Origin of the sequence: Microcoleus sp. POL10_C6 (assembly GCF_036701585.1) — a bacterium.
Taxonomy (GTDB): Bacteria; Cyanobacteriota; Cyanobacteriia; order Cyanobacteriales; family Microcoleaceae; genus Microcoleus.
The window spans coordinates 77,201-103,487 of sequence record NZ_JAUBRB010000022.1 but is presented as its reverse complement, the minus strand read 5'-3'; the positions used below and the strand labels follow the sequence as shown (position 1 = coordinate 103,487).

At 45.3% G+C, this 26,287-nt stretch carries 19 protein-coding genes; 8 read left to right on the top strand and 11 right to left on the bottom strand.

The genetic code is table 11. The features are described 5' to 3' along the window. Positions 1-168 precede the first annotated feature (168 nt). Entirely contained in the window at positions 169-696 is a 528-nt protein-coding gene (locus QUA34_RS14750; RefSeq protein ID WP_333387707.1) for a hypothetical protein, read from the bottom strand. 33 nt (positions 697-729) lie between these two features. Beyond that, positions 730-1,242 carry a hypothetical protein gene (locus tag QUA34_RS14745; RefSeq protein WP_333387704.1) on the bottom strand — a complete coding sequence of 171 codons (513 nt, stop codon included), beginning with the start codon at positions 1,240-1,242 and terminating at the stop codon, positions 730-732. A gap of 419 nt (positions 1,243-1,661) precedes the next feature. Here QUA34_RS14745 and QUA34_RS14740 point away from each other — a divergent pair, with 419 nt between their 5' ends. Continuing rightward, positions 1,662-3,065: an NB-ARC domain-containing protein gene (locus tag QUA34_RS14740; RefSeq protein ID WP_333387701.1), complete on the top strand. Its 1,404-nt coding sequence runs from the start codon at positions 1,662-1,664 to the stop codon at positions 3,063-3,065. Positions 3,066-3,086: 21 nt separating this feature from the next. On the opposite strand, the gene QUA34_RS14735 is transcribed toward QUA34_RS14740, so the two are convergent. The 4 genes from QUA34_RS14735 to QUA34_RS14720 form a co-directional block, all read right to left on the bottom strand. Continuing rightward, the gene (locus QUA34_RS14735) at positions 3,087-3,437 is read right to left on the bottom strand and encodes a DUF5615 family PIN-like protein (RefSeq protein WP_333387698.1); all 351 of its coding nucleotides are present in this window, start codon (positions 3,435-3,437) and stop codon (positions 3,087-3,089) included. 9 nt (positions 3,438-3,446) lie between these two features. Beyond that, positions 3,447-3,776 (bottom strand): DUF433 domain-containing protein, encoded by a 330-nt coding sequence (locus QUA34_RS14730; protein ID WP_333387695.1) that lies wholly within the window; start codon positions 3,774-3,776, stop codon positions 3,447-3,449. Between the two features lie 226 nt (positions 3,777-4,002). Then, the gene (locus QUA34_RS14725; protein WP_333387692.1) at positions 4,003-5,025 is read right to left on the bottom strand and encodes an ATP-binding cassette domain-containing protein; all 1,023 of its coding nucleotides are present in this window, start codon (positions 5,023-5,025) and stop codon (positions 4,003-4,005) included. Between the two features lie 589 nt (positions 5,026-5,614). Continuing rightward, complete coding sequence (locus QUA34_RS14720) at positions 5,615-5,803, bottom strand: hypothetical protein (protein WP_015175516.1); 189 nt, start codon at positions 5,801-5,803, stop codon at positions 5,615-5,617. A 232-nt stretch (positions 5,804-6,035) separates the two neighbouring features. Here QUA34_RS14720 and QUA34_RS14715 point away from each other — a divergent pair, with 232 nt between their 5' ends. Next, the gene (locus tag QUA34_RS14715; protein ID WP_333387689.1) at positions 6,036-6,170 is read left to right on the top strand and encodes a hypothetical protein; all 135 of its coding nucleotides are present in this window, start codon (positions 6,036-6,038) and stop codon (positions 6,168-6,170) included. Here QUA34_RS14715 and QUA34_RS14710 read toward each other — a convergent pair. Further along, positions 6,167-7,090, bottom strand: a complete 924-nt coding sequence (locus QUA34_RS14710; RefSeq protein ID WP_333387686.1) for a histone deacetylase — start codon at positions 7,088-7,090, stop codon at positions 6,167-6,169. The two genes, QUA34_RS14715 and QUA34_RS14710, sit on opposite strands and share 4 nt — an antisense overlap. A gap of 396 nt (positions 7,091-7,486) precedes the next feature. Between QUA34_RS14710 and gyrA the strand changes: the two genes are divergently transcribed. The 3 genes from gyrA (at position 7,487) to QUA34_RS14695 (ending at position 12,472) form a co-directional block, all read left to right on the top strand. Then, complete coding sequence (gene gyrA, locus QUA34_RS14705) at positions 7,487-10,183, top strand: DNA gyrase subunit A (protein WP_333387683.1); 2,697 nt, start codon at positions 7,487-7,489, stop codon at positions 10,181-10,183. A 118-nt stretch (positions 10,184-10,301) separates the two neighbouring features. Then, the gene (locus tag QUA34_RS14700; RefSeq protein ID WP_333387680.1) at positions 10,302-10,955 is read left to right on the top strand and encodes a Uma2 family endonuclease; all 654 of its coding nucleotides are present in this window, start codon (positions 10,302-10,304) and stop codon (positions 10,953-10,955) included. A 224-nt stretch (positions 10,956-11,179) separates the two neighbouring features. Beyond that, complete coding sequence (locus QUA34_RS14695) at positions 11,180-12,472, top strand: ribonuclease D (RefSeq protein ID WP_333387677.1); 1,293 nt, start codon at positions 11,180-11,182, stop codon at positions 12,470-12,472. 33 nt (positions 12,473-12,505) lie between these two features. Here QUA34_RS14695 and QUA34_RS14690 read toward each other — a convergent pair whose 3' ends face one another. The 3 genes from QUA34_RS14690 to QUA34_RS14680 form a co-directional block, all read right to left on the bottom strand. After that, positions 12,506-13,171, bottom strand: coding sequence for a hypothetical protein (locus QUA34_RS14690; RefSeq protein ID WP_333387674.1), 666 nt, complete (start codon positions 13,169-13,171; stop codon positions 12,506-12,508). 2 nt (positions 13,172-13,173) lie between these two features. Then, positions 13,174-14,166, bottom strand: coding sequence for an ImmA/IrrE family metallo-endopeptidase (locus QUA34_RS14685; protein ID WP_333387671.1), 993 nt, complete (start codon positions 14,164-14,166; stop codon positions 13,174-13,176). A gap of 310 nt (positions 14,167-14,476) precedes the next feature. After that, positions 14,477-17,008, bottom strand: coding sequence for a vWA domain-containing protein (locus tag QUA34_RS14680; RefSeq protein WP_333387668.1), 2,532 nt, complete (start codon positions 17,006-17,008; stop codon positions 14,477-14,479). Between the two features lie 213 nt (positions 17,009-17,221). Here QUA34_RS14680 and QUA34_RS14675 point away from each other — a divergent pair, with 213 nt between their 5' ends. From QUA34_RS14675 to QUA34_RS14665, 3 genes are all read left to right on the top strand, one after another. Continuing rightward, positions 17,222-18,208, top strand: coding sequence for an AEC family transporter (locus tag QUA34_RS14675; RefSeq protein WP_333387665.1), 987 nt, complete (start codon positions 17,222-17,224; stop codon positions 18,206-18,208). A 164-nt stretch (positions 18,209-18,372) separates the two neighbouring features. After that, positions 18,373-23,790, top strand: a complete 5,418-nt coding sequence (locus QUA34_RS14670) for an AAA family ATPase (RefSeq protein WP_333387662.1) — start codon at positions 18,373-18,375, stop codon at positions 23,788-23,790. Between the two features lie 361 nt (positions 23,791-24,151). After that, positions 24,152-25,825 (top strand): calcium-binding protein, encoded by a 1,674-nt coding sequence (locus QUA34_RS14665; protein ID WP_333387659.1) that lies wholly within the window; start codon positions 24,152-24,154, stop codon positions 25,823-25,825. Positions 25,826-25,892: 67 nt separating this feature from the next. On the opposite strand, the gene QUA34_RS14660 is transcribed toward QUA34_RS14665, so the two are convergent. Beyond that, positions 25,893-26,255 carry a hypothetical protein gene (locus QUA34_RS14660; RefSeq protein ID WP_333311867.1) on the bottom strand — a complete coding sequence of 121 codons (363 nt, stop codon included), beginning with the start codon at positions 26,253-26,255 and terminating at the stop codon, positions 25,893-25,895. Between the last annotated feature and the right edge of the window lie 32 nt (positions 26,256-26,287).

The window sequence follows — 26,287 nt, the reverse complement described above, 5'->3', positions numbered from 1 at the left end:
CTTGCACTTTACTCTCGATCGCACGCTCTCTTAACCCAGCCCACGTAATATGCGCTCGATATATTCAGCAAGCCCTAGTTATTTATCAAGAGCGATCGCACTTGGTTTAAGTAAGGGCGATCGCAGACTTACAACTTAGCATTCCCAGGTTACGCAGTCAGAAGGCAGTTATGGTTTAGCAGCTTTTACCACATCCTCAACCATTTTAATCGCCTCTTTGATTGCAATTTGACCGCTTTCTACGGCCCTAATTAAATCCTGAGCGTCTTTCGGGCTAATTAAATCGAGCCTGACGGGTTCTTTCAAGGAAACAATAAATTTAGTTTTATCGCTGTCTTTCAGGTTATAGGCTCTTTCTTTCTCTTCAATATCTGTTAGCTGTTTTTCTAAGTTTTTAAGTATTTCTTCTTGTTTTCCCTGGTCAAAATTGCCATCAAATATTCGTTTTACCCCTACAAGAGCAGCAGCACCTAAAGCTGCACCGCCAACAACTAATCCTACGGGAGGTGCAACGACCCACAACCCAAATAGAACTGGTACACCACCGAAAGCTGCCACCGCCGCACCAGCACCGGCAGCCCCCACCACACCAATGCCAATATCTGCTAAAATCCCTAATTTATCATGTGGATTTTTTTTCAGTTGCTCTATTGACTTCAGAATTTGCTCTTTGGTTGGCGTTTTATTTGCAGACATATTAGACCTCAATCTTTTTGCTAATTTGGGCAATTAGGCAGTGATGACGTTGCAGAAAATTGTATTGAAAACGTCTATCAGTAGTTGAAAAAATGCTTTGGCAATCTCAATCATGTCTTGAGCAATTCCAATAATTCCATCATCAGACACCTCTTGGCCTTGGGCAAGTTTATCGAGTCGGTGGCCGGCTATTGCACCAATTGGGATACCCAGCGCTGTTGCCAAAGGTGCTAATAACGGGCCGACAAATGGTATCGAATTTGCCAAAATTCCTACAGCGACGCCAACAGCAGCCCCTATAACTAAATTGGGATGCGCTTTGACAAATTCTATAATTTTAATCAGGAGAATTTTACCGATGAATAAAACTTTGTTAGCCGCTTTTTTCGTGTATGTGGCAAGTTCATGCAGCCGCATCGAGACTTCATGCGGCAAGCCGATATCATTTAACCACACATACAAGTCGCTGCTACTCATTGCATCAGCATCGACTTGCCAGAGAGCCATTTTTAAATTAGCTTGCGGTAGGGATAATGCACTAGACATGATTTCTTTCCTATGGTAAATTAGAAAATATTTACGAACATTTCACGAGGCGAAAACCCCCTAGACATTGCTCACAGATATAGCAACATTGCGAGCAACTTCTTTAACCGCTGGAGTAGCGGATGCAGCCACATTTTGAGCAACTTTTTTTAACCGTTAGGGATGGACGGTGCTATCTGGCATAGTTGCGCCCGTCAGATTTACATTGTTAAAATCTTTTAGGTTGCCTAAGATGGTTTTAAAGCCCCTGATTAAATTTTAATTTAATTTTTATGTAGTGTAAAGTAGGAGAATGTCACAATTTGCCAGTAGTTGATAAAATTAGCTAGCCGTTCAAAGTCACATTTTGCCATCCTTAGTCAGAAAAAGTCAGAAAAAGTCTGATACAATAGATAAAACCTCCTACATTTACCCAATAAATGGATGTTCAAGAACTCTTAAGGTTGGCCGATGGCTTGGTGTTCACTAAGACGGGCAAACACCTAGACGATCTGCAACAGGCAGTAGTACGGGGAACTTGGCAAGGTAAAAGATACTCCGAAATTTCCAAAGAGGTTCATTGTACTGAACGCCATGTCAGAAATGTTGCCTCAAAGTTATGGCAAATTCTTTCAAAAATCTTAGAGGAAGATGTTAATAAATCCAATTTTAGCTCCACAATGGAAAGATATGAAATCTCTAAAATTTCAAATTCGGGTTATTTTAACCTTGTCCACAAAGGGAATATAAACGTCTGCACAGAAACCTCGCACCCTCCAAAAACTCCACAACACTCACCGCCTGCACAAACCTCAAATGAAGACGACACCCAACAAAAACCGCGACTTGATTTAAGAGATGCACCGGAACTCAGAACATTCTACAACTACCCCAACTCACCCCTCACCGCCCTCGAAACTTGGATTCTAGAGCAAAACTGCCGCCTCCTCACCATCACAGGCATGGCAGGCACCGGCAAAAGTGCGATCGCCCGTAACCTCATCCCCCAAATTCAAACTCAATTCGATCGCATCATCTGGCGCAGTCTCCGCACCTCCCCACCCCTCGAAACAACCCTCAAAAACCTGATTCAATTTCTATCCGATCGCACAGAAATTAACTTTTCCGCCAACATCGATGCTCAGTTGTCAATCCTAATAGAAACATTGCGCGAAAATCGCTGTCTCATCATCCTCGATGACGTGCAGCAAATTCTCAGCAGCGGGCAACTTGCAGGACATTATAAACCCGGATATGAAAACTACGGAACCCTATTTAAACTCATCGGCGAAATTCCCCATAATAGCTGCTTAATTCTCAATAGTTGGGAACCACCCTCAGACATCATCACATTCACCGACGATAATTCAGCAGTACGTTTATTGCAGTTAACCGGTTTAGGTGAAGCAGCAACAGAAATTCTTATAGAAAAAGGTTTGTTGGATGAAGAATCCTGGCCAGAATTGATTAACCTTTATCAAGGTAATCCCCTGTGGTTAAAATTAGTCGCTCAAACCATTAACAACTTATTTGGCGGTAGAGTCTCTCAATATTTAAGCTATCAACCAGTATTTTTAAGCGATGAATTGACACCGATATTGCAGCAGCACTATCAGCGGTTGTCCGAAATAGAAAAACAGGCTATTTCGCAACTTAGTAATGAAATCGAACCTGTTTCCTTTACTCAATTCCTGGCAAAATGTCAAGGTTCGCAGGGCGAATTATGTAAAGCAATTCAATCTTTAGCCAGACGGGGAATGATCGAAAAATTGAGCGGTGAAACTGAAATCGTTTTCACGATTCCACCTGTGTTAAAACAGTATGTTAAAATGGTGGCAGAATAGTCCTAAATATCTAGCTAATTGTTACAATGGTAGATACAAAACAACTCCTTTCCACTCCGATTGTTCGCTACAGTTAACCAGCACCATAAGTTCATCAATAGCCTGTCTAACTGGCATTCGATCGTTAATTATAAACAAACCTGACATTTGTTCCTTCTCCCTCAACTGTTCGTAAGCCAAATCGGGCATAGTTGCTCGGTCATGGCTTAACACAATGCGATCGTTCTGGGCCGCCCAGTTGAGAATTGTTGGATCGTCAGCTTCTCGCAAACCAACATCCTGAACGCGAAGCAAGTCAAGGTCTGGCTGACGCAGAAAAAGCCCTCGAACAATATCCCCATTAAAATTTTCATCGCTCAACAGCCGCAGCATAGTTAACCCTCAAGATTGTTTTTGGGCTAACAAGCGCGATCGCACAACGCCCAGATCCGGTTGAATATCCAACAAACGCTGACGGACGGAATCTGCTAATTGCTCGCGATAATTGAGATAAGCTTCTACTGCTTCTTGGTGTCGGAGATAATAGCCGATCGCACTATAGACATCCGACAACGACAGAGTTGAATAACGCTGCACAATAGATTCCGGCGACGCACCATCCTGAAAAGCTCGAATCACCAATTCCAGCAAAACTCTTGAGTTTCCCACCCGAATAGCACCGGTTGCATCTTCTCGGAAAGGAGGCGCTTCAACTTCCAAAACAAGATTCATCTATTAATATCCCCCAAAATCACTATAGTATTTTTTCGATTCACTCTTAAGATTATAGCTAACTTATCTCGCTTGTCTGCGAAGGCAGACTTCGTGTGTGCAGATGCGATTGAAACCGCCGGAATACTGGTTTATGAACAGGCAAGATGCCTGTTCCACAAGAAAATTCACTCTTTGTGGAACAGGCATCTTGCCTGTTTCTGACGAACTTTTCCCTTCCCTCAAACTACGATCGCATCGCCTGTTTTTGCTCAGCCTTCAAATCGCGGTTGCTAGCAGCAGCCAACTCCGCATCCAACAGCGTCTTACCAGTCGCAGCCAAATACACATCATCCAAACTCGGCCGAGATTGAGCAATCCCAAAAGTAGGAAGTCCCGCATCTTTTAAAGCTTGCTGAATAGTCACCAGCGCATCGCTTTGCGGTGTTACTACTAAATTCAGAGAATTTCCTTGAGCCGCGTTGACAATTACTTCCTGCACAAAAGGCAGCGATTGCATCAGATTTTTAGCTTTTTCAGCTTCTTCGATCGGCGAAAACTCCCGAATCCGCAAAGTCACCCGATCGCCCCCAACCCGATTTTTCAACTCCTCCGGCGTACCCTGTGCAATCACCGTACCCTTGTCAATAATCGCCACGCGATCGGCCAAAGCATCGACTTCTTCGAGATAGTGGCTGGTAATCAAAACCGTCGTACCTTCCTCCCGCAAGCGGCGCAGGAAATCCCACACCACCACCCGGCTTTCAATATCGAGCCCGACAGTCGGTTCGTCTAACACCAAAACATCCGGCTGGTGAAGCAACCCAGCAGCTAAGTCGAGGCGTTTGCGGATACCGCCGGAATAAGTACCCGTCTTTTTATTTTCCCACTCCTCCAAACCGAGGAGTTTCACCATTTCCTCAATCCGCCCTTTAATCCTAGGGCGCGGCAAATGGTAAAGCGCTGCTTGCAGTTGCAGGAGTTCCCGCCCCGTCAGCACCTTATCAAGAGCCACTTCTTGGGCGACGTAGCCGAGTCTTTGTCTAGCAATTCTCGGCTGACTGACAGCAGAAATGCCAGACACTTCAATGCGTCCGCTATCGGGCGCACTCAAAGTACAAAGTACCCGCAGGGTTGTGGTTTTGCCTGCACCGTTGGGGCCTAGCAAACCAAATATTTCCCCCGGTTCTACCTTGAAGGAAACATCTTTAACGGCTTCTACAGTGCCGTAGCGTTTCTGAAGATTTTCAATTAAAACGGCGGGAGCCATATATTTTGGGGATGAACTGGTTGTTAATATTTTGACACTTCCGGGCTCAAATTGCCGGAATGGTCGATCGACCAATGCGACTGGCTGTGCTTGTACGATCGCACACTCCTCCTCAACCGGAAACTGCTTATAGTTTTGATTCTTAATACCAGTTTAAAAAATCTTAACTTTATAGCGGTTCTCAACCCTGATATTCATCAGTTTTCCCACTCTCCAATCTCCAATCTCACATCCAAAAAATTATGAGTTTTGAGTTAATTATAACTTCTCAGTTAGTAACTCAAAACTCACAATTATTCAACAAGTAGAGATGCACCCGAAACCTGTTATTTTATAATTATCTCTACCTATAGGCTGATTTGTAGCGAGATTTTGATAATTAACACACTGGTCAAACCCATCACACTTTCGAGCCAACTATTAAACACAAAAAACTTCCCGAATTGGCAAGTTCTACTTGTAACGAGTTCCCAAAAAGTGTAACTGTAGGCCCGTGCTCTCAACCCCGATAGTTATCAGTCATTACCAGTTCTTTAATCGAAAATCGAAAATGGTATTAACTCCTCTACAGGGAGTGGCTGCCAGGTCTTTAATCGACAATTTTTACCCAACCGCGGCGAACGTTGTACAGCAGTCGGTTGATGATGGCATACTCATCTTCATTCAGTGTTCTTTCTAAGAGTGCAGATCTGAGCTGTCTCCGGTCGTGGCGAGTCACGACGCTGGAGAACATGACCTGACCAAATAACTCTTCGAGTGTCATTTGGGATACTGACATGATAAACCTCCTAGTTGATTGAGACAGATAAAATTTTAACAGGCTTGTTGTATTTGTATTATGCACTCTGGGAGCGACTTCAAAGGCGATCGAAAACATTGACACGGTGTGATTTTTTGGTTAAAAATCTGTGACCGAGACTTTGATGCCCAGTGACTTGGATCTCTTAAATTGGTGATGCTTGTCACTAAAGTCAGGAGACAGTTGACAGTTGACAGTTGACAGTTGACAGTTGACAGTTGATCGAGGGAAGAAGCCCGATCGCCCGATCGCCAAATCTAAGCTTCGCCGATCGCCCTCAACAACTCTCCATCCCGTCCTCACCGCTTCTCAACCTTATTTTTCCCTATGCCAATTTTCCAGCTAATTGAGGCATCGGTCAATAGTCGCCACAACCGACTCGGCCAACTCTTTCAGCGCGTAACCCCCCTCCAAACCAAAAGCTATGCGGCGGGTGAGTTGCAGGCAGTATCCGGTGAAAGTACCGAAATCTGACGGCATCAGAGTCATGCTCGCCAGCGGATCAGACGCAGTAGCGTCATAACCAGCGCTGACAATCAACAAATCCGGTTCAAATTTTGACAAAAAAGGCACGACAAGAGATTCAAAGGCGCTCAGGTATTCAGCTATGCCGCCGCCCGGATACAGGGGAATGTTCAGCACGTTGTCGTAGGCACCGCGCTCCTCGGCATCTCCTGTTCCCGGATAGCACGGAGATTGGTGCAGGGAACAGTAGGCAATTTGCCGGCTGTTTTCCACCAAAGATTGAGTGCCGTTGCCGTGGTGCACGTCCCAGTCGAGGACAGCGACGCGGTTGATTCCCGGCTGTTCCAAGGCGTAGTGAGCGGCGATCGCAGCATTGGAAAACAAGCAAAAACCCATCGCGCGGGCGTTTTCGGCGTGGTGTCCCGGCGGCCTGGCCAGCACAAAAGCCGGTTCCCCCGCAGCCACCACTCGATCGACCCCATCGAGCCAAGCACTCGCCGCTAGCAGCGCTACATCGTAACTTTCAGCAGAAATCGGCGTATCACCGTCGAGGTAGCCGCCTCCCCGATGAGCCAAATGTTCGACTTCTTTGATGTATCTTTGCGAGTGAACTTTTTTGATAGCCGAGAACAGTTCTTGTTCGCGGTGCGCCACTGGGGTAGGCAGTTGCCACTCAATTTGATCCGCCCAAGGAGCAGCTTTCAGAGCATTGACGATCGCCGTTAAACGTTCTGGTCGCTCTGGGTGAAGCATTCCAGTCTTGTGCAGCAAGAAATCTTCGGAGTAGATGACGGGTAGCATCGGCTGATTTTAGATTTTAGATTTTAGATTTTAGATTTTTAGTTGGCTTTAAGAAGGCCTTCGGTTTTGTGAAATTAAAATTTCGATCGAGTAACCATTTTAATTTCTTAGAGGAGCGTCCAAAAAACTCACGAAAGCATGAAACCCGACCGCCTAAAAAAAACTTTCTAGCTTTAGCCAACTGCTGACTAAATCACCAACTGACAAATTATCAATTGTGCTTGTTTCGTCCCTTAATATTTCTGGCAACTTTCCCATAAAGTCAAAGGCAAATTGTGATATAATTTCAGGAGTAATTTGCAATATTTGGCAGCTCTACTGAATCCAAACCGATTTTATCGCATTTTTGAGATTTATAGCGGTCAAATTTAAATTTTTAACGGAGTTTTTCAACCTATGAGCACCTCTGAGTCGCGGATAATCCCGACGGATCTGGGTAATGAGATGTCGCGATCGTACTTGGAATACGCCATGAGCGTAATTGTCGGTCGGGCGCTACCAGATGCCAGGGACGGTCTCAAGCCCGTTCACCGACGCATTCTCTACGCCATGAACGAATTGGGCTTGACTCCCGATCGACCTTTCCGCAAATGCGCCCGCGTCGTGGGGGAGGTGCTGGGCAAGTATCACCCACACGGAGATACAGCGGTTTATGACGCCCTGGTGCGGATGGCTCAGGATTTCTCCATGCGGGAACGCCTGATCAACGGCCACGGCAACTTCGGCTCCGTTGACAACGACCCGCCCGCTGCCATGCGGTACACCGAATGTCGCCTCACAGCGTTGACTAGCGACTCCATGCTGCGCGACATCGACTCGGAAACAGTTGATTTCGGCGACAACTTCGACGGTTCCCAGCAAGAACCCCTCGTACTCCCGGCACGCATCCCCCAAATTTTGCTCAACGGTTCCTCCGGGATTGCTGTAGGGATGGCCACCAACATTCCGCCCCACAATTTAGGCGAAATAATTGACGGTTTAGTAGCACTAATTCACAATCCAGCCATTACTGACCTGGAATTGATGCAGTACATCCCCGGCCCGGACTTTCCCACCGGAGGGCAAATTCTGGGTAGAGGTGGCATTCGCGATGCTTACACCACCGGTCGCGGTTCGATTACAATGCGCGGAGTCGCCGGCATTGAAACCATCGAACATCCCGGCCGCCCCGACAAAGAAGCAATTATTATCACCGAATTGCCTTACCAAACAAACAAGGCAGCCCTAATTGAGAAAATTGCCGAACTTGTCAACGACAAAAGATTAGATGGAATTTCCGACATTCGCGACGAAAGCGATAGAGACGGAATGCGGATCGTGATCGAACTCAAGCGCGACGCCTATCCCCGCGTCGTCCTCAACAACCTCTACAAACAAACACCCCTCCAAGCCAACTTTGGAGCCAATATGTTAGCGCTAGTAAATGGGGAACCCCAACTACTTACGCTCTCCCAATTCCTCAATGTCTTCCTAGACTTCCGCATTGAGACAATTACTCGCCGGACTCAATACGAGCTCCGCAAAGCAGAAGAACGCGACCACCTTCTGCAAGGCTTATTAATTGCCCTAGACAACTTAGATGCAATTATTCACCTAATTCGCGCCGCTGCCGACTCCGCCGCAGCCAAACAAGAATTGATGGATAATTACGGTCTTTCTGAACAGCAATCCGACGCAATTCTGCAAATGCAACTCCGGCGTTTGACAGCATTAGAAGCGCAAAAAATTCAGCAAGAACACGAAGAACTGCGAGCTAAAATCGCAGATTTGGAAGATATCTTAGCGCGCCGGGAACGCATCTTAGAAATCGCCGAATTTGAAGCAGTCGAAATCCAAACCAAAATCGCCACTCCTAGGCGCAGCGTCATCGAACACGCCGAAGGAGAAATCGATGAAAGAGATTTAATTGCCAACGAACAAGCAATTATTCTGATTACAGAGCAAGGCTACATCAAGCGGATGCCTGTCAGCACTTTCGAGGCCCAAAGTCGCGCTACTCGCGGCAAAGCAGGCGCGAAAATGAAAGAAGACGACGGAGTAGAACATTTCCTTTCCTGCTGCGATCATGACAGCGTTTTGTTCTTCAGTGACAGGGGCGTAGTTTACTCTGTCAAAGCTTATCAAATCCCCGTCTGTTCCCGGACTGCCCGTGGCACTCCCGTGGTGCAACTGCTGCCGATTCCTATAGAAGAAAAAATCACTTCTATGGTGTCAGTGACAGAATTCACCAGCGAAGAATACTTGGTCATGCTGACTCGCGGTGGCTACATTAAGAAAACCGCACTTTCGGCTTTTGGCAACATCCGCACTAATGGATTAATCGCAATTTCTCTAGAAGAAGGCGACCAACTGCGCTGGGTACGGAGAGCAAAAGTTGGTGACAGTATCATCATCGGTACGCGCCAAGGCATGGCTATTCATTTCCGCACTAATCACGAACAGTTGCGCCCAGTCGGCCGCGCGACGCGGGGTGTAAAATCAATGAAATTGCGATCGGGCGATGAGTTGATTAGCATGGACATTTTGCCTAGTTCAATTGTTGCCGAAATTGCTGAATTGGAAACGGAAGACTCCGAATTTGAGGGAGCTAATATTGCTCAATTAGAAACGGACGAAGCGGAATTTGAAGGGGCAGAAAGTGCTGAATTGGAAACGGAAGATGAAGAATTAGAATTGCAAGCCGAGGAAATTGAAGGCGAAGAGGTCGAAGAAATTTCGACAGTTAGCAGCGAAGTTCCTTCAGTGTTGGTAATCACCACCAACGGCTACGGCAAGCGGGTTCCAGTTTCTCAATTCCGCCTACAAAGACGGGCTGGCAAAGGATTGACGGCTACTAAATTCAAGTCGAAAAAGGGTAAGGATCAGGTAGCTGCGCTGCGAATTGTCAACGAAGATGACGAATTGATGATCATTACCAACCGAGGTATTATTATCCGTCAGGCTGTGAGTGCAATTTCTACTCAATCGCGCACAGCAACGGGTGTGCGGGTGCAGCGGTTAGATGAGGATGATTCGATCGTAGCTGTGGCTTTAGTGCCGCCTGCTGGTGAAGAATCGGCAGAAGAATCGGAATCTGAGGAAGTGGCAGAATAGTCCTAGGTTAATAGTTTGTAAGGTGCGCGCTGCGTACCTTACTGCTGAATGGTAAAAATGCGCTCGCCCCTACTCAGAAGTTTTCCCTCAAAAGTCAAAGATTTTTTCCGGTGAGGTAATGATGAGTCAACTCCAAACCAAACTACTAACCGATACCTGGGTTACAGCGACTTGGGATGAATATATAGAAATTATTAAACAGCCGGAGTACGATCGAGCAAAATGCTACTACTACAACGGACAGTTGAGGATTGAAATGGCAGCAGTCGGGGCTGATCATGCTGATGACAACGGAATTATCGTCATCTTAATCAATTTATTTGGCATTGCTAAAGGTATAAAAATGAGACTGCTGGTCAACTGTAGCTACGCCAAAACAGGTGTCAGAGGCGCTCAACCCGATGCTTCTTACTACATCGGAGACCGGGTGCAAACGGCACCTCGCGGCAGTTCGGTAGTGAATTTAGATAGCACATTTTCCCCAGATTTAGCAATTGAAATTGCCGACAGTTCTCTCGTTGACGATTTGGGGACAAAAAGAATGATTTATGAAGAATTAGGAGTGTCTGAGTATTGGGTAGTAGACGTACAAAAAGCGCAAGTTATTGCTTTCAAAATAATTGCTAACCGGGGAAGCGAACGGCTGACGGAATCTCAAGTTTTGCCGGGGCTAAAAGTTGCTTTATTAGAGGAAGGTTTGCGCCGCAGTCGCCAGACGGACAATACAGAAGTAGGCAACTGGTTTTTAGAGGAAGTTCGCGGGAATTGTTAATAGTGCGATCGACTGCATTCTTTTTTTTAAACGGGAGGCTAAAAACCCGGTTTCTACGAGTTTTGCCAACAGCAATGAGAAATATAGGAAGAAACCGGGTTTCTGAGGTTTGCGTGTCTCCAGGACACGGCAATGCCATGCCCGACGCTTGAATCGTTGACAATCGATCCGATAATTGCTATAGCATAATAGAATCATAAAGTTAATAGCAAAAGTCTGTAAAAATGCCTTATTTAACAGCAGCAAACGACATCAAAGCACTCATTGCTAAATTTGCCCAAGCTAAAATCCTGTGGGTTGATACAGAAATAGCAGACTATAAATCCAACCCCAGATTATCTCTGATTCAGGTTTTAGCTGACTCCACAGATTCGAGTGGAGATGGTACTTTTCTACTAGATGTCTTGGATAAACCTGAATTGGCCAAAGATTTCATCAACCAAATCATGGTAAATCCCGATATTGAAAAAGTCTTGCACAACGCCAGCTATGACATCCGATTTCTAGGCAATGACGACGCTCAAAATGTCACTTGCACATTAAAAATGGCGAGCAAGATTCCCACTTACATTCTGCCCTTACCTAATCGACAACTCAAAACTTTAATAGAAACACTTTGCGGCATTGCTTATGTAGATAAAACAGAACAAAGTGGCGATTGGGCAAAGCGTCCCCTCACCGAGAAGCAGCTAGAATATGCCAAGATGGACGCGGTTTATTTAGCTGGAGTGCATCGCCGCCTGCTAGAAATTCTTGCCCAATGTTACCCCGAACCCGCAACGGAAAACTTGACAGCATTGGGCGAAAAATATCAGGAAATAGAATCTCGGTGGAAACCGCTAGATTCAGAAATCGCTGAAGTGAAAGAACGCATTAAAGCAGGGATGCTGGCCCAAAAGCTCAAAGACAGTTCTTATTTTGAGCTTTCCAGTTCGATAACGATGAAAGTTGATTTTATGACGCTGGCCAGACTGACGCAAACTGAGGGAATTGAGTTGAATTTTCCGGTGACGCTGACGAAAGAAATTCAAAAACAGTTAGGCCAACTCATCGCTCATCCATCTTTGGAAGTTGAGGATATTGCTAGTTGGCGGTTAAATTCTAATGTACAGCAACGGCGGAAATCTACTAAAAAAATTGCGCCGGAACCGGAGAGTGAGGATTTAACAGTGCTGGGCAAAAGGTATCAAGAAATTTTGCCTGAATGGAAGTTGTTGGATTCTGAAGTTGAGCATCTGAAAGAGCGCATTAAAAAAGCAATGTTGGTGCAAAATCAGGAAAATACTCCCCATTTTAAGTTATCCAGTTCCTCGATTTTGAAGGTAGATTTTGCTAGCTTGGCAAAACTTGCCCTATCTGTGGGAGTTGAGTTAGATTTTATGGTGACGCTGACTCAATACATCCAAAAGCGGTTAGGGGAAGCGATTAACAAAATTGATGTGCAAATTGAGTATATTACCAGTTGGCGGATGACGGCTAAGACTGTGGAAGATGAAGATGAGGAAATTCCGTTTTAAGCCAGGACTAAGGCAAGCGTGTCACACTTAAATCTACTTGTAAGGATTTAGTAGATTACCTGCCTCCTGCCGACACTCCTCAATATACTTTTTTAAAGTAGCTAGGGAGTTCTCAGGTGTTGATTTAAGCCCTGAACCAAAAACACTCTTAATTGCTGTATCACATTCTCGAACAGGAACAATGAGATCCTTAATAGTCTCAAAGCCATCGGCTTCAATATTTTTGAGAACAAGTTGTTCTAAACACCATAATTTATGATTTAGAGACTCTTGAATGATAGGTAAGTTAACTTTTGCTAAGGCTTTGATAAATCTTTTATCTCCAGTAAAAATCTGAGCAGATTTATCTTTTTGGATAATTTGTATAGCATGACTTGTGAGAATTGCCTCACCTGTATCGATATTTTCAATATTGGATAATTGAATGAAAATTTCTTGGTCAATATCAGATTCAGATATTTTTGGTAAAGTCTTAGAAAGATAAAGAACTTGTTTATAATTAATCAAAGGATCTTCGGGTTTTCGAGGTTTTCCTCTTTCAAATTTTTTCCAATCGCCTTCAAATTTATATTGTGCCGTCTCTAGGATATTAACTTGCTCAGAACTAGCATCAAATAATTGAAGAGTCCTATCGAATAGCTGGAATGTAGCAAGCTTTTTGATGATGTCATTATCGATGCAATAGATACAAGCAGACAAAGCTATTCTCCTAAAATTTGGTCTAAGTAATCAGCATTATCGTCACTTAATTCATCCCAATTTAGATGCTGCTCTAAAAATGTGTTAATAGTCTTTTGTCCTTCTTTAGCAGGATTGATTAAATTTACGCATTTCAAAGACAATGGAAAATAATCTTTGTTATACCAGCTATAATTTAAAGCTAATGCACATGGATCAATAGTTGAGTCACTTTGAATAAGTTGAATAATTTTATTCTTTAGGTCTTTTGCATTATTGAATTTTTTCTGACCGACAGAGTTGTCAAAACTGTTGACTAGCAGTTTAACTGCAAACTGATTGCTATCTCTTTCTTCTCGATCGTCAGAGTCTGGCTTAATATCATCATCAATCAAAATACCTTCTTTAATATGACCAAGGGCGAGATGACCCAGTTCATGGGCAAGATCGAATGCTAGACATACTGGTTGTGTCTTACCACTACTCAAGACAATCACGGGATGCTCACCTTGCCATTGGATCATGCCTCTAATTTTGCGGGTATTTTTAGGGTAATTCTTAAAATAGACAACAGCGATACCATGTTCCCAACAGTAATCGAGCAAGCTGTATAAAGTGACTTGAGGATGTTTGGCAACTATCTCTGAACGAACTTGATGAGGGTCGGATGGGATGGGCTGAAATTCGAGCTTTATAGTATCAGCTACGACTTCCGCAACCCGTGAGGCAAGTTGATGGGCAACATCAGGTACGCCTGCTTTATCCTGTTGATGGTACTTGAACTTAGTATGGAGTAAGGGCTTAAACTGAGGCTTCTGATTTTCGGCTAAAAGACTTTTGAGGTCTAGGTGCAGACGTTGGGCAATATGACCAGCGCCCTCTAGGACGGCGACGGGTTTATTGTCTAATTCTTCATTCCACCAACTGGGCAAACCTTTTTCTTGAACGAAACGTTTTGGGAAACCGATCGCCGAGAGTTTTTTATAGAGAACAGACATTGATAATGTTTGTGTCATTGGCTTGCCCTCCGTATGAGAATTTGCATAATATCATTGTAACCTAATTCCCTAGAATTTGGCTACTAGATTTTTTTTATAGCGTTAATCTCTATCCTACGACAGAATATTTTTTTGCAAAAGTAACACCACATGAAAGTTACAAACTCGAAAAATTCCCATCATAGAAGATTTGCGATCGCTCCTTTCGTCTTGGCAACCTAACACTTGTCCCATTTACCTATTTCCTAGTCGCCACCGCTGCGCCTTTGCGGTTCATTTCAATCAACCATATTTAACCAAGGTGGGCAAATAATGCCCACCATAATTCCTACTTCCCTACCGTGAAATACTCATTCTTAGCATACACGCTAATAATGCAGTCTCCCACTTCAAAAAACATCCCCTCTTGCTCATCTTTAGAAAATTGCAAGTTGCCGTATTTAGAATTAATTTCCTCAGCAGTCGCCGCTTTGGCCTCCATTTCATCCGGGATAAGTCCGGTCGAACCGATATAGAAAACCAGCGGTGAAACTTTTTCCCTGTACACTTTTTCCGCATAAGCTTCCAGTCGCTCATTCGCATTAGCTAAAGCAGCGACAAATTCGTCTCGCTTGACATCTTCTCCCTGCCATTTCGCTTGCAAAAGGCGCAGCAAACTATCTGCACCCACTTTGGCTAAAGTAGCGCTAACAATTCCGTTATCTTCCAACCCCAAAAACTCATCGAAAATCAGTTTCATCAAGTCGTCAACTTTGGTGATTTTTGTTCGTGATGACAGCGTTTTGTGTGCGAAGACAACAGGCTCATCTAAGGTGATGTCAAATGTCGGTTTTGCTAGCTTTTCGCCCGTGTTTTTGTGGTAAACTTCATAAAGGCGATCGAGAAATTTGTTGGCCGAGTGCAATTTGCCGAAGTTGAGAATGTTTTTGCTGCCGATGTCGATTTTGTAGCTGACTCGCGAATCTACTGAACCGTTGGCGATCGCACTTTTTAAATCTGTGTATTCCGTCGTCGTGGGAAAGTTGAGGTAAAGGTTTTTTGACAGATAATGCTGTTTCAATTCTTCCAATTGTTCCGCTGTGTAAGCCTCGGATTCTTCCTTCAAATGAGCCGAGAGAATGCTAGAGAGAATTTTGATTTCGGCGAGTTCCTCAAACACTCCGTCAAGGCTGCGGTAACGCCCGTCAAAAGGCACTAGCGGCAAATTATCTAACTTTATATCGTACTCTGAACGGAAGTCAAATTCTTGCACGGGCGAACCGTCTTTTTCAAGGACACCGCATTTTTTGAGCAAATCAAACACGGGTTTGCTGCTGATTTTGGTTCGCTGCGATTTGATATTAACTTCGCCGTCGCTGACAATGGTATAATTGTTGAAAGTATTGAGGTCTGTAACTAGAATTCCCGCCACTTCTGCGATTAAAGTTCCATCCTCAACTTTTACCAGCTTAGCTTTTCGGGTAATCAGCATATTGATGGTAGCGGTATTTTGATTGATGGCAAAGGAACCCATTTGCACGTATTCGCCACCGTCTAAGAATTCAGTTTTCAGCCAAGGCTTGACAAGGTTGCCGTTTTCGTCTCGCTTTCCCTCAATTCGCTTCAAACCTTTGCGCTGATAATTTTCTTGCAAGTGTTTCAAGTTGATGATGATGCTGTTGCTGTTTTCCTCCAATATCTCGATCAACTCCAGCAGGGAAATTTTATCGCTGACTTTTACCCGATCGCCAATTTCATGATTTTTCAACACATCAGGCGCAAAAACAGCCTGTTCCAAATCTTCCGTAAACTCGGCTATTTGGGCATTTGTCAAAGCTTTCGCGTGTTTTTCCGTCAAAGTAGCATCGAAGGTACTCGCCAGCGCATACTTAGCCGTATTTAAATTGCCGTCAGCGAGGTTAGCTTTCGCAAAAGCAAACACCGACTCATCAGTTTGAGCAACGGGAACATCTAGTTTGTCATACTCATCTTTGGCGATTTTCTGATATTTGTAAAACAGTCCCCGATCGTCTGCTTTCAGCCCGCAAATTTTCAGCGTACTCGATGAACCGTTGATTTTCTTGCCACTTTTGGAAACAAAAACTTGATAATCGTATTCCTTAATTAACGGTTCTTCCAGCGGAGGTGCAACGGAACTGCCTAACAGTTTTGTGCTGTCGTAAAGAGCATCATAAACCATTTTGACTTCGCCAGCGCGGATGCAATTTCCCGATAATGTGTTGGCGATTTTGGAAAGCAGTTTGAAGTCAGCAGAGGCATAGGATATCGTGTTGGCAAACACATCCATGTCTTTGAGTTCTTCGCAAATTTCCCCTAGTTTTGCAGCTTCCGAATTGGCACTGGGGTCATTTGCATAGCCGTCTGTGTGCAAATTGATCGCTGTCATTTCTCCCGCTTTAACCAGAGATTTAGCGAGTTGCATCGACTGCGATATGCAGGTACAGCCCGCCGTGTGGATTTTTTGAATTTCTTTGATGTATTGAGAGTCAAACTTCAGCACTTCTTGAATGGGAATTCGCTGGAAGTGACAAATTACGTCCCGATTGCTAGCATAGGAAATCAGGCTGACAATTAGCTGGTAATTGTTGTATTCGTCTAAGGTCAAAAGCTTGATTAGGGTTTCTTTCAGCGGTTCTAAGTCATAATACATTGAGCCGGAACGGTCGATGATGATGATGCTGTGAGCGACGGATTTTTGTGGGATATCGCCGGGCTTTCTTTCTAAATTAAGGCGATCGACTAGATAGAATGCCTTTGCGTTTCCGGCAAAATTGTAGAGGGTAAACTTGGTGCGAGTATTGGAGGCTGCTTGGCTGCTGGAACTTTTGACTTGAGACGATTGTTTTGCTTGCCGTGCCATAGTTTCCACCTATGTTGACTTATTCCTCAACTTCATCATGACACGCGCTTCTGTGGATGTCAAGGCCTGTCGAGAAAATTATCTGCGAAGCTGAATAAGCATTAATATTTAGCGCTGCAGTGCCAGGGGAAACTGCGGCGGTAGGGTAAAGGTGGGCTTTTTTGGCAAACGTAGTATATGTGCGTAAGTCGTTTAGTAAATATTTAGTAAATCATGCTTTATTTAGAAAATCCACTGCTCAAACTTTATATAAATCTGATCGGATGGGTGGCGTTGGGATTTTTCCTCGGCCGCCAGCTACCAAGAAGCTATTCTACATATTTAGCCAAGTTTCTTTTCTTCTTTGGCACGCCATTGAGCATTGTTGCTTTCATCCGCCGCGCCAATTTGTCGGGCGCTATTTGGATGGCGCCGCTGATAGCTTGGGCGGCAATTCTAGCAGGTGGAGGACTCGCTTGGATTTTGATCAATTTCGGTGTGGGCGAGGAACGTTTCAAGACTCTTAATCCGATCGCCCAAAATAGCCGGGAACACACCAGCGCTTGGAGTTTGCCCACTCAAGGCAGCTTCTTATTGGCAACGATGGTGGGTAATACGGGTTTTTTAGGCATTCCCGTCACCTTGTCCTTATTGGGTTCGGAACACTTTGCCTGGGCGTTGTTTTACGACTTGCTAGGCACTACCATGGCAATCAATATACTGGGAGTTGCTATTGCTTCTCACTGCGGTAAAAGCGATCGCCCTCATAGTTGGTTAACACCCCTGCAGGCAATTTTTATGAATCCGGCACTGTGGGCTTTTGGTTTAGGATTTGTCTCGCGCAGCTTGCCACTGTCGGCACCAATCGCAGAATTGTTAACAACAGGTGCTTGGACGGTAATTACTTTATCTTTAATTACGATCGGGATGCAGTTGAGCAAGTTGAATTCCTTGCACAACCTCAAACAAGTTTTGGCTTGTCTGGCGATTAAAATGTTGTTAATTCCCTTGGTAATTGGCATGGGATTAACATTTTTGGGGATCGCGGGCGCGCCGCGACTTGTGCTAGTGCTGCAAATGGCGATGCCTCCTGCTTTTGGTACTACGTTGTTGGCAGAAGCTTTCAATCTGGATCGCGAATTAGCCGTAACTGCGATCGGCCTCGGCTGCGTTAGTTTATTATTCACTATTCCCCTATGGATGAGGCTATTTAATTTTTAATAAAAATAGGATTTGGTAAGTTTAAAAAGTGTATTATTTCAGTGATCCCCATCACAATTTTTGAGCGCTCTATGTCATATTAATTTAACAATCACTGGACAGGGAAAGTGTATTGGCTTCTGCTAATGTGGAAATAGCCGGCGGAGGACGGGAAGAATAAAAGTATGGCAAGTATAAATTTTACATTGACAGGTTATCAAATTCTCGATCGCATTTACTCAGGAAATCGCACCCTAGTTTATCGAGCTTTCCGCACTGGCGACCAAAAACAGGTCGCCATCAAAGTCTTGCGGAGTCAGTATCCCAGCTTCAGCGAACTGGTGCAATTTCGTAATCAGTACACCATCGCCAAAAACCTCAACTTGCCCGGAATCATCGAAACCTACAGCTTGGAAACCTACCACAACAGCTATGCGTTGGTAATGGAAGACTTTGGGGGAATTTCTCTGAAGGAATGGACGGAAAAAAGGGAAACTCGGCCGACTCTGATCGAGTTTTTGCAAGTGGCGATCGACCTGAGCAATATATTAGATATACTCTACCGCCACCGGATAATTCACAAAGACATTAAACCCGCCAATATTTTAATTCATCCCCAAACAAAACAAGTCAAACTCATTGACTTTAATATTGCATCTTTGCTACCAAGGGAAACTCAAACCCTGATGAATCCTAACCTGCTGGAAGGGACACTCGGCTATTTTTCTCCCGAACAAACGGGAAGGATGAATCGCCGCATAGACTACCGCACTGACTTTTACTCTTTGGGCGTGACTTTTTACGAATTGCTGGCGGGACGATTGCCGTTTCAATCCAACGATGTGATGGAATTAGTACACTGTCATATTGCGAAGCAACCACCATCACTGCATGAAATCAATCCTGAAATCCCGCCTGTACTCTCGGAGATTGTCAGCAAATTAATGGGGAAAAATGCCGAAGACCGCTATCAGAGTGCGTTAGGGCTGAAATTCGATTTAGAATGTTGTTTGGAGCAACTTGAAGAAAACGGTAGGATAAAGAGTTTTGCGATCGCGCAGAGGGATGTTGGCGATCGATTCATTATACCAGAAAAACTCTATGGTCGCGAAACTGAAGTAGAAACCCTACTCCAAGCCTTTGATCGCGTCAGTAGTGGCACAACTGAAATGATGCTAGTAGCAGGTTTTTCGGGGATTGGGAAAACTGCAATTGTGCATGAAGTTCACAAACCAATTGTCCGCCAGCGCGGCTATTTCATCAAAGGCAAATTCGACCAATTTAACCGCAATATTCCTTTCTCAGCTTTTGTCCAAGCATTTCGAGATTTAATCGGACAATTGCTGAGCGAAAGTGACGAAATGTTGAAAACTTGGCAAAGTCAAATATTCCAAGCACTGGGCGATAACGGCCAAGTCATTATTGAAGTAATTCCCGAACTAGAAAGAATTATTGGGAAACAACCACCCGCACTGGAATTATTAGGAACTGCGGCACAAAATCGGTTTAATTTGCTGTTTCAAAACTTTATTAAGGTGTTCACAAAGCCAGAACATCCCCTGGTGATGTTTTTGGATGATTTGCAGTGGGCAGATTCCGCCTCGCTGCGGTTAATGCAACTGCTTGTTACCGAGTCGGAAACCGGCTATTTATTAGTAATTGGTGCCTACCGAGATAATGAAGTATTGGCAGCACATCCGTTGATGCAGACACTGGATGCAGTGGTCAAAGGTGGGGCAACGGTGAATACTATTACCCTGGAACCGTTGAGTTCAACAAGTCTAAATCATTTGGTTGCTGATACGCTCAATTGCGATCCATCTTGGGCAATACCGTTGGCGGAATTGGTGGCACAAAAAACCCAGGGAAATCCCTTTTTTGCAACGCAGTTTCTCAAAGCACTGCATCAGGATGGGCTGATTGAGTTTGATCGGCTTGCTGGTTACTGGCAGTGCGATATTGTTCGAGTTCGGGAGGCAGCGCTGACGGATGATGTGGTCGAGTTTATGGCGTTGCAGTTGCAAAAATTGCCGCCCGCGACTCAGAATGTGTTGAAGTTGGCTGCTTGTGTTGGGAATCACTTTGATTTGGGGACTTTGGCAGTTGTTTCCAAGCAACTGGAAACCGAAACGGCGGCGGATTTGTGGAAGGCTTTGCAAGAGGGGTTAATCCTGCCTGAAAGTGAAATATACAAGTTTTATATGGGGCGAGAAAGACGGGAGGAGACCGAAAATTCGGAGGTGGTAAATTACAAGTTTTTGCACGATCGCGTTCAGCAAGCCGCCTATTCTTTAATTCCCGAACAAGAGCGAGCGCGAGTTCACTATCAGATTGGACAATTGCTGATCCAGCAAATTTCACCTGCAGCTATAGAAGAGCAAATTTTTTCAGTTGTCAATCAGTTGAATTATGGTATTGCGCTGATTGAAGACCAAACACAACGTGATGATTTGGCACAACTAAACCTCACGGCTTGCCGCAAAGCCAGAGCTGCTACTGCTTATCAAGCTGCTCGCGAGTATGCTGCGATCGGGCTAAATTTGCTTGGAGAGAGCGCTTGGCAACGACAGTACGAGATGACCTTGAACTTGCACGACATAGCTGCAGAAGTGGCTTCACTCTGTGGCGAATTTGACCAGATGAATCAGTGGATTGACACTGTGATTCATCATACCCGAACTCCCCTAGAGCGAGTGAGCGTTTACATCGTCAAAATTCAGGCATTATCGTCTCAGAACAAGTTTTTAGAAGGAATTGCTATCGGTTTGTTGAGTCTCAAAGAATTAGGAGTAGAATTGCCCGATAGCCCTACATCAGAAGATATTCAGCAAGCAGTGCAGGAAATTAATAGCTCGATCGGCGATCGACCGATTGAAGAGTTATTCGATCTGCCAGCGATGGTCAACCCCCAAAAGCTGGCCGCGATGCAAGTGGCGGCAACTATGGCGTCAGCTTGTTATCTGGGTGGTTCGTCTTTGTTTGCGCTGGTGACTGCCTTACAGGTAAATTTATCTATCCAATATGGCAACAGTCGTAGTTCAGCTTATAGCTATAGTTGTTATGGGATGATTCTCAACAACTTTCTACAAGATGTGACGGTAGCCGATCAATTTTGCCGATTAGCTTATCGTCTTGGCAGTGGCGCGGATGCCAAAAATATTCGCTCTGCAACTTTTGCTGCGATCGGAGTCTTGGTGTACCATCGCAAATCGCATTTGCGGGAGACCCTCCCCATTCTTCAGGCAGGCTATCAAGCCGGATTAGAAACAGGCAATCTAGAGTTTGTCGGGCATAATGGGCATGGATTTTGTCTAAATTCCTACTGGTGCGGTCAACCTTTGGCAGAACTTGAGCCCCAAATTCGGGCATACCGTCAGCAATTACTCGACCTCAACCAACTAACGGCGGCAAGTTATTGTTGGATTTATTGGGAAACAACGCTGTTTTTATTGGGTAATCCAAACAACTTGGAGATTTCCTGTGAACAGGAACGCTATGAGGAGAAGCTGGTTTCTCAGTCGCTTGCCTCTAGCGATTTGTACCGACTCTGCATCTTCTATCTCTACAGGGCGACGTTGAGATTCCTGCTGGGAGACATTGCTCGGGCCTCCGTAGATGTCGATCGAGCAAGACAGTATATAGCGGGAAGTGCAGGAACTCCTTCCGAAGCTGGTTTATATTTCTATGACTCACTCATAGCCCTTGCCACTCCTGAGTCCGAGACAAAGTTAGAAACGCAGTCGCAACGAGTTCAGGAAAATCAAAGGAAGTTGCAGCATTGGGCAGAACACGCCCCCATGAATTATTTGCATAAGTGGCAGTTGGTAGAAGCAGAGAAATACCGAGTTGCCAGACAGAGGGCAGAAGCTATGGAAATGTACGATCGCGCCATTTCTGGAGCGCAAGAAAACGAATACATCCAAGAAGAAGCTCTCGCTAACGAACTAGCAGCTAAATTCTACCTCGACTGGGGCAAAGAAAAAGTGGCGCAAGCTTATATGCAAGAAGCCTACTACTGTTATGCTCGCTGGGGTGCGAAAGCCAAAATCGATGACTTAGAAAAACGGTATCCCCAACTTCTTGCTCCCATATTGCAGGCAAGAGAAAATCGTTGTTTAATCTGCGAAACCCGCCTCCACCCAATCAATAAATCGTCAATTTTACCTCAAAGATTCCAAACAATTCTATCTAGCAGCAACAATATTTACGAAACCCTCGATTTCGCGGCTATTCTCAAAGCTTCCCAAACTCTATCGAGTGAAATTAAATTAGAAAAATTGCTGGCTGGATTGATGTCTGTCGTGATGGAAAATGCCGGGGCAAAAAAAGCTGTTCTGCTATTGATGAAGGATGGGAATCTCGCCATCGAAGCTGTAGCCTCCTTCAATCAAGATGTCATCTCAATATCTGTACCGCTGTCAGCCAGCGACGACTTTCCCTCTGCTGTGGTCAACTATGTTAAGCGGACTTGGAAAACTGTCGTTTTGGATTATGCAGCAGTACAAAAGGATTTTATTGCCGATCCGTATTTGATACAGAAAAAGCCCAAAAGTGTGCTGTGCGCGCCCATTTTAAATCAGGGTAAATTAATCGGGTTGCTATATCTAGAAAATAACTTGACAATTGGTGCATTTACAGAAGATCGCACAGAAGTTATTCAACTTTTGTGCGCCCAAGCGGCTATCTCTATAGAAAATGCTCGATTGTACCAACAATCTCAAGCTTATGCAAAAGAATTAGAGCGATCGCTCCTTGATTTGCAGCAAGCACAGTTACAGATCGTGCAAAGCGAAAAAATGTCCACGTTGGGCAATCTAGTCACAGGAATAGCCCACGAAATTAATAATCCTGTCGGCTTTATTAGCGGCAATATTGAGGAAGCAACAACCACGATTAAAGATTTGATTAATCACTTAAAATTATATCAAGAAAAACTGCCCAATCCTGGCAAAGAAATTGAAGAAGATGCTGAGGAGATTGATTTAGAGTATGCCTTAGAAGATTTGCCAAAGATGCTGTTGTCGATGAAAGTGGGGTGCGATCGCATTCGCGGCATTAGCACCAGCCTCCGCACCTTCTCCAGAGCCGATAAAGACTACAAAGTTCCGTTTAATATCCATGAGGGCATTGACAGCACCATCTTAATTTTGAAACACCGGCTCAAAGCCAACGAACACCATCCTGCGATCGAAGTCGTCACAGACTACGGCAATCTCCCCCCTATCGAATGCTTTCCTGGTCAACTGAACCAAGTCTTTATGAACCTGCTTGCTAACGCGATCGATGCCCTAGAAGAATCAAACCAAGGACGCAGTTTGGAGGCAATTAAAGCAAATCCACACTGTATCACTGTTCGTACCAGTCTGTCGGGTGATCGACATATCAAAATTCAGATTGCCGATAACGGTGCGGGTATGACTGAAGCAGTAAAACAGCGGATTTTTGACCATTTATTTACCACGAAGGCAGTAGGAAAAGGTACTGGGTTAGGATTGGCGATCGCCCGCCAGATTGTAGTCGAAACCCACGGCGGAACAATTAATGTCAATTCTATTTTGGCGGGAGGGAGTGAATTTGAGATAGTGTTACCTGTTACTGAATAAAAGTTGACTGTTGACTAATGACTAATGACTAATGACTAATGACTAATGACTAATGACTGTTGACTAATGAAAAAGGTTATTCATTTTTCATTAGTCAACATTTTGTTTGTCTAGTTTGACTTCCTTGAGTGCGATCGACTAATTTCTATTTGAAAAAATCCAAAGTAACTAAATTAGATTGCCGATCGGGCATTATACCAGCCCCGATCGCAACTGCGGACACGAGCAAAACTTCCAGCGCCCCTTCCCCAGATTGCCAAAATCTCAATTATGCTAACCTAGGCAAGCAGCAATCCCTTGTCACGAAGGCGATTAACATAATTTCAAACAATTTATTTTATTGAGGACCGGTGTATCCCCTATGGCAAACCTGATCGGCACAGACAGCAACGACTTTATTCTAGGAACTCCGCTGAGCGATCGAATTCGCGCCTTAGATGGCGATGATTCGCTCCTGGGTGCGGGAGGAGATGACACCCTAGAGGGCGACGGCGGCAACGACCAGCTTCTTGGAGGTGACGGAGCAGATTCGCTGATTGGCGGTGAAGGAAATGACGAACTTATTGGCAACCAAGGCCGCGATTTTGCTTCCGGCGGAAACGGCGACGACTCGATTCGTGGCGGTTTAGGCAACGACATCCTCGAAGGCAACGACGGGATAGACAGCGTGTTGGGAGATGCAGGGGACGACTTAGTTTTTGGCAACGGAGGCTTTGATGTAATTGCCGGCGGTACTGGCAACGACACCCTCACAGGGAATGACGGCGACGATTCCGTGTTCGGGAATGCTGATGACGACTTTCTCTACGGGAATGCGGGGAACGATTCTCTCAACGGCGGCAGTGGTAGAGATCAAATGTTGGGCGCTGAGGGCAACGATTATTTGACCGGCGGCGACGGCGACGACACTTTGTACGGCAATGCCGACAACGATTCGCTCTTCGGAGATGCTGGTAATGACCAGATATTCGGTGGCAAGGCTGACGATACAGTTTTTGGCGGCACCGGTTCCGATACCCTTCGCGGCGATGAAGCCGACGACTCGGTACTGGGAGATGAAGGTAATGACTTTCTGTTTGGTGGCAAAGGTAATGATGGTATCGACGGTGGTTTTGGTGATGACTCCTTGGCTGGAGGTATCGGCGACGATACAATTTTGGGCGGTTTCGGCAATGACAATTTATTTGGAGCAGAGGGTAATGATTCTTTAATCGGAGGCGAGGGTTCGGATACTCTGACTGGCGGCAGCGGCAGCGATGTCTTTGGATTGGGAGCCGGGCCTGGCAGTTTGGTTTTAATTACTGATTACAATGACGCAGAGGATTTCTTTGGACTGCCGAGCAATTTATCTTTCGGTCAACTGGTAGTTAGCCAAGGCAACGGTTCAAATCTCAGGGATACAGTAATTACGCTCGACGGCAAGCTTTTAGCAATTTTGACAGACACTCCGGCGGCGCTGGTCGATGTCAACGATTTTATCGCTGTGACTGGGCCGATTACTCCCAGGCCAGGCACCATTACAACTACAACTACCACTACAGTTACCACCACAATTGCAGATCCTCCAACTCCAACTACAGATTTAGTTTCACCTTCAACTACAGATTCAACTGTACCTCCAACTCCAGCTCCGTCTCCAAGTCCAGCTCCGGCTCCAACTTCCACGGAAGAAGCGACGCCGACTCTCACGGAAGCACCGACTCCGACTCCGACGCCGACTCCGACTCCGACGCCGACTCCGACTCCCACAGCAGCACCGACGCCGACTCCCACAGCAGCACCGACTCCGACTCCCACAGCAGCACCAACTCCGACTCCCACAGCAGCACCAACTCCGACTCCCACGCCGACTGCTGCGAGGATTCCGATTCCGCCGACTGTTAGCGTGCCTGATTCGCCTCTGCTATCAATTAGTTCGATCCCCCCGGCGCCCGGACTATTGCCAATGCCGGGCCAGCAGACGCCGATATTCCCGCCGGCGGGGCAGAACCTGATACCTGCTCCTACACCTGTTCCTCCACCTTACGGGTTCTAGGTGCGATCGCGCCGCTCAGTGATGAGTTATGAGTTAATGTAAAACTCACTAAACTCATCACTCAAAACTATTTAACGTCTTGGGGAGTTTCGGCCGAGTCTTCTGGCGACTCGGCTGGAGAATCTTCTAGGGGAGATAATTGTTGGCTGTACCCCAAGAGCGATCGAAGTTTCATGCGGTGGATGTAAGGCCAGCCGCCATTGGCTTCAATATTCCTGAGCAGTTTGTAAAGTGCTTGGCGGTTGTCGGGAAAAGACGCTTGAAACAAACCGTCCCGAATTTCCCGGTGCGAAGCTTCCAGCCTCCGCAGCAGGGCCAAAAGCAGCAGACTGTCTCCCTGACAACTTTCGCCTAAAGTCCGAATCGCCTCTGTCAGCGATTGCATTTGAGACTGCAACTTTTCTGACTCTAAATCTTTGCCGTTGTCCATACTGCTGCTTCCTTTGAAATCTACAAGGCCTT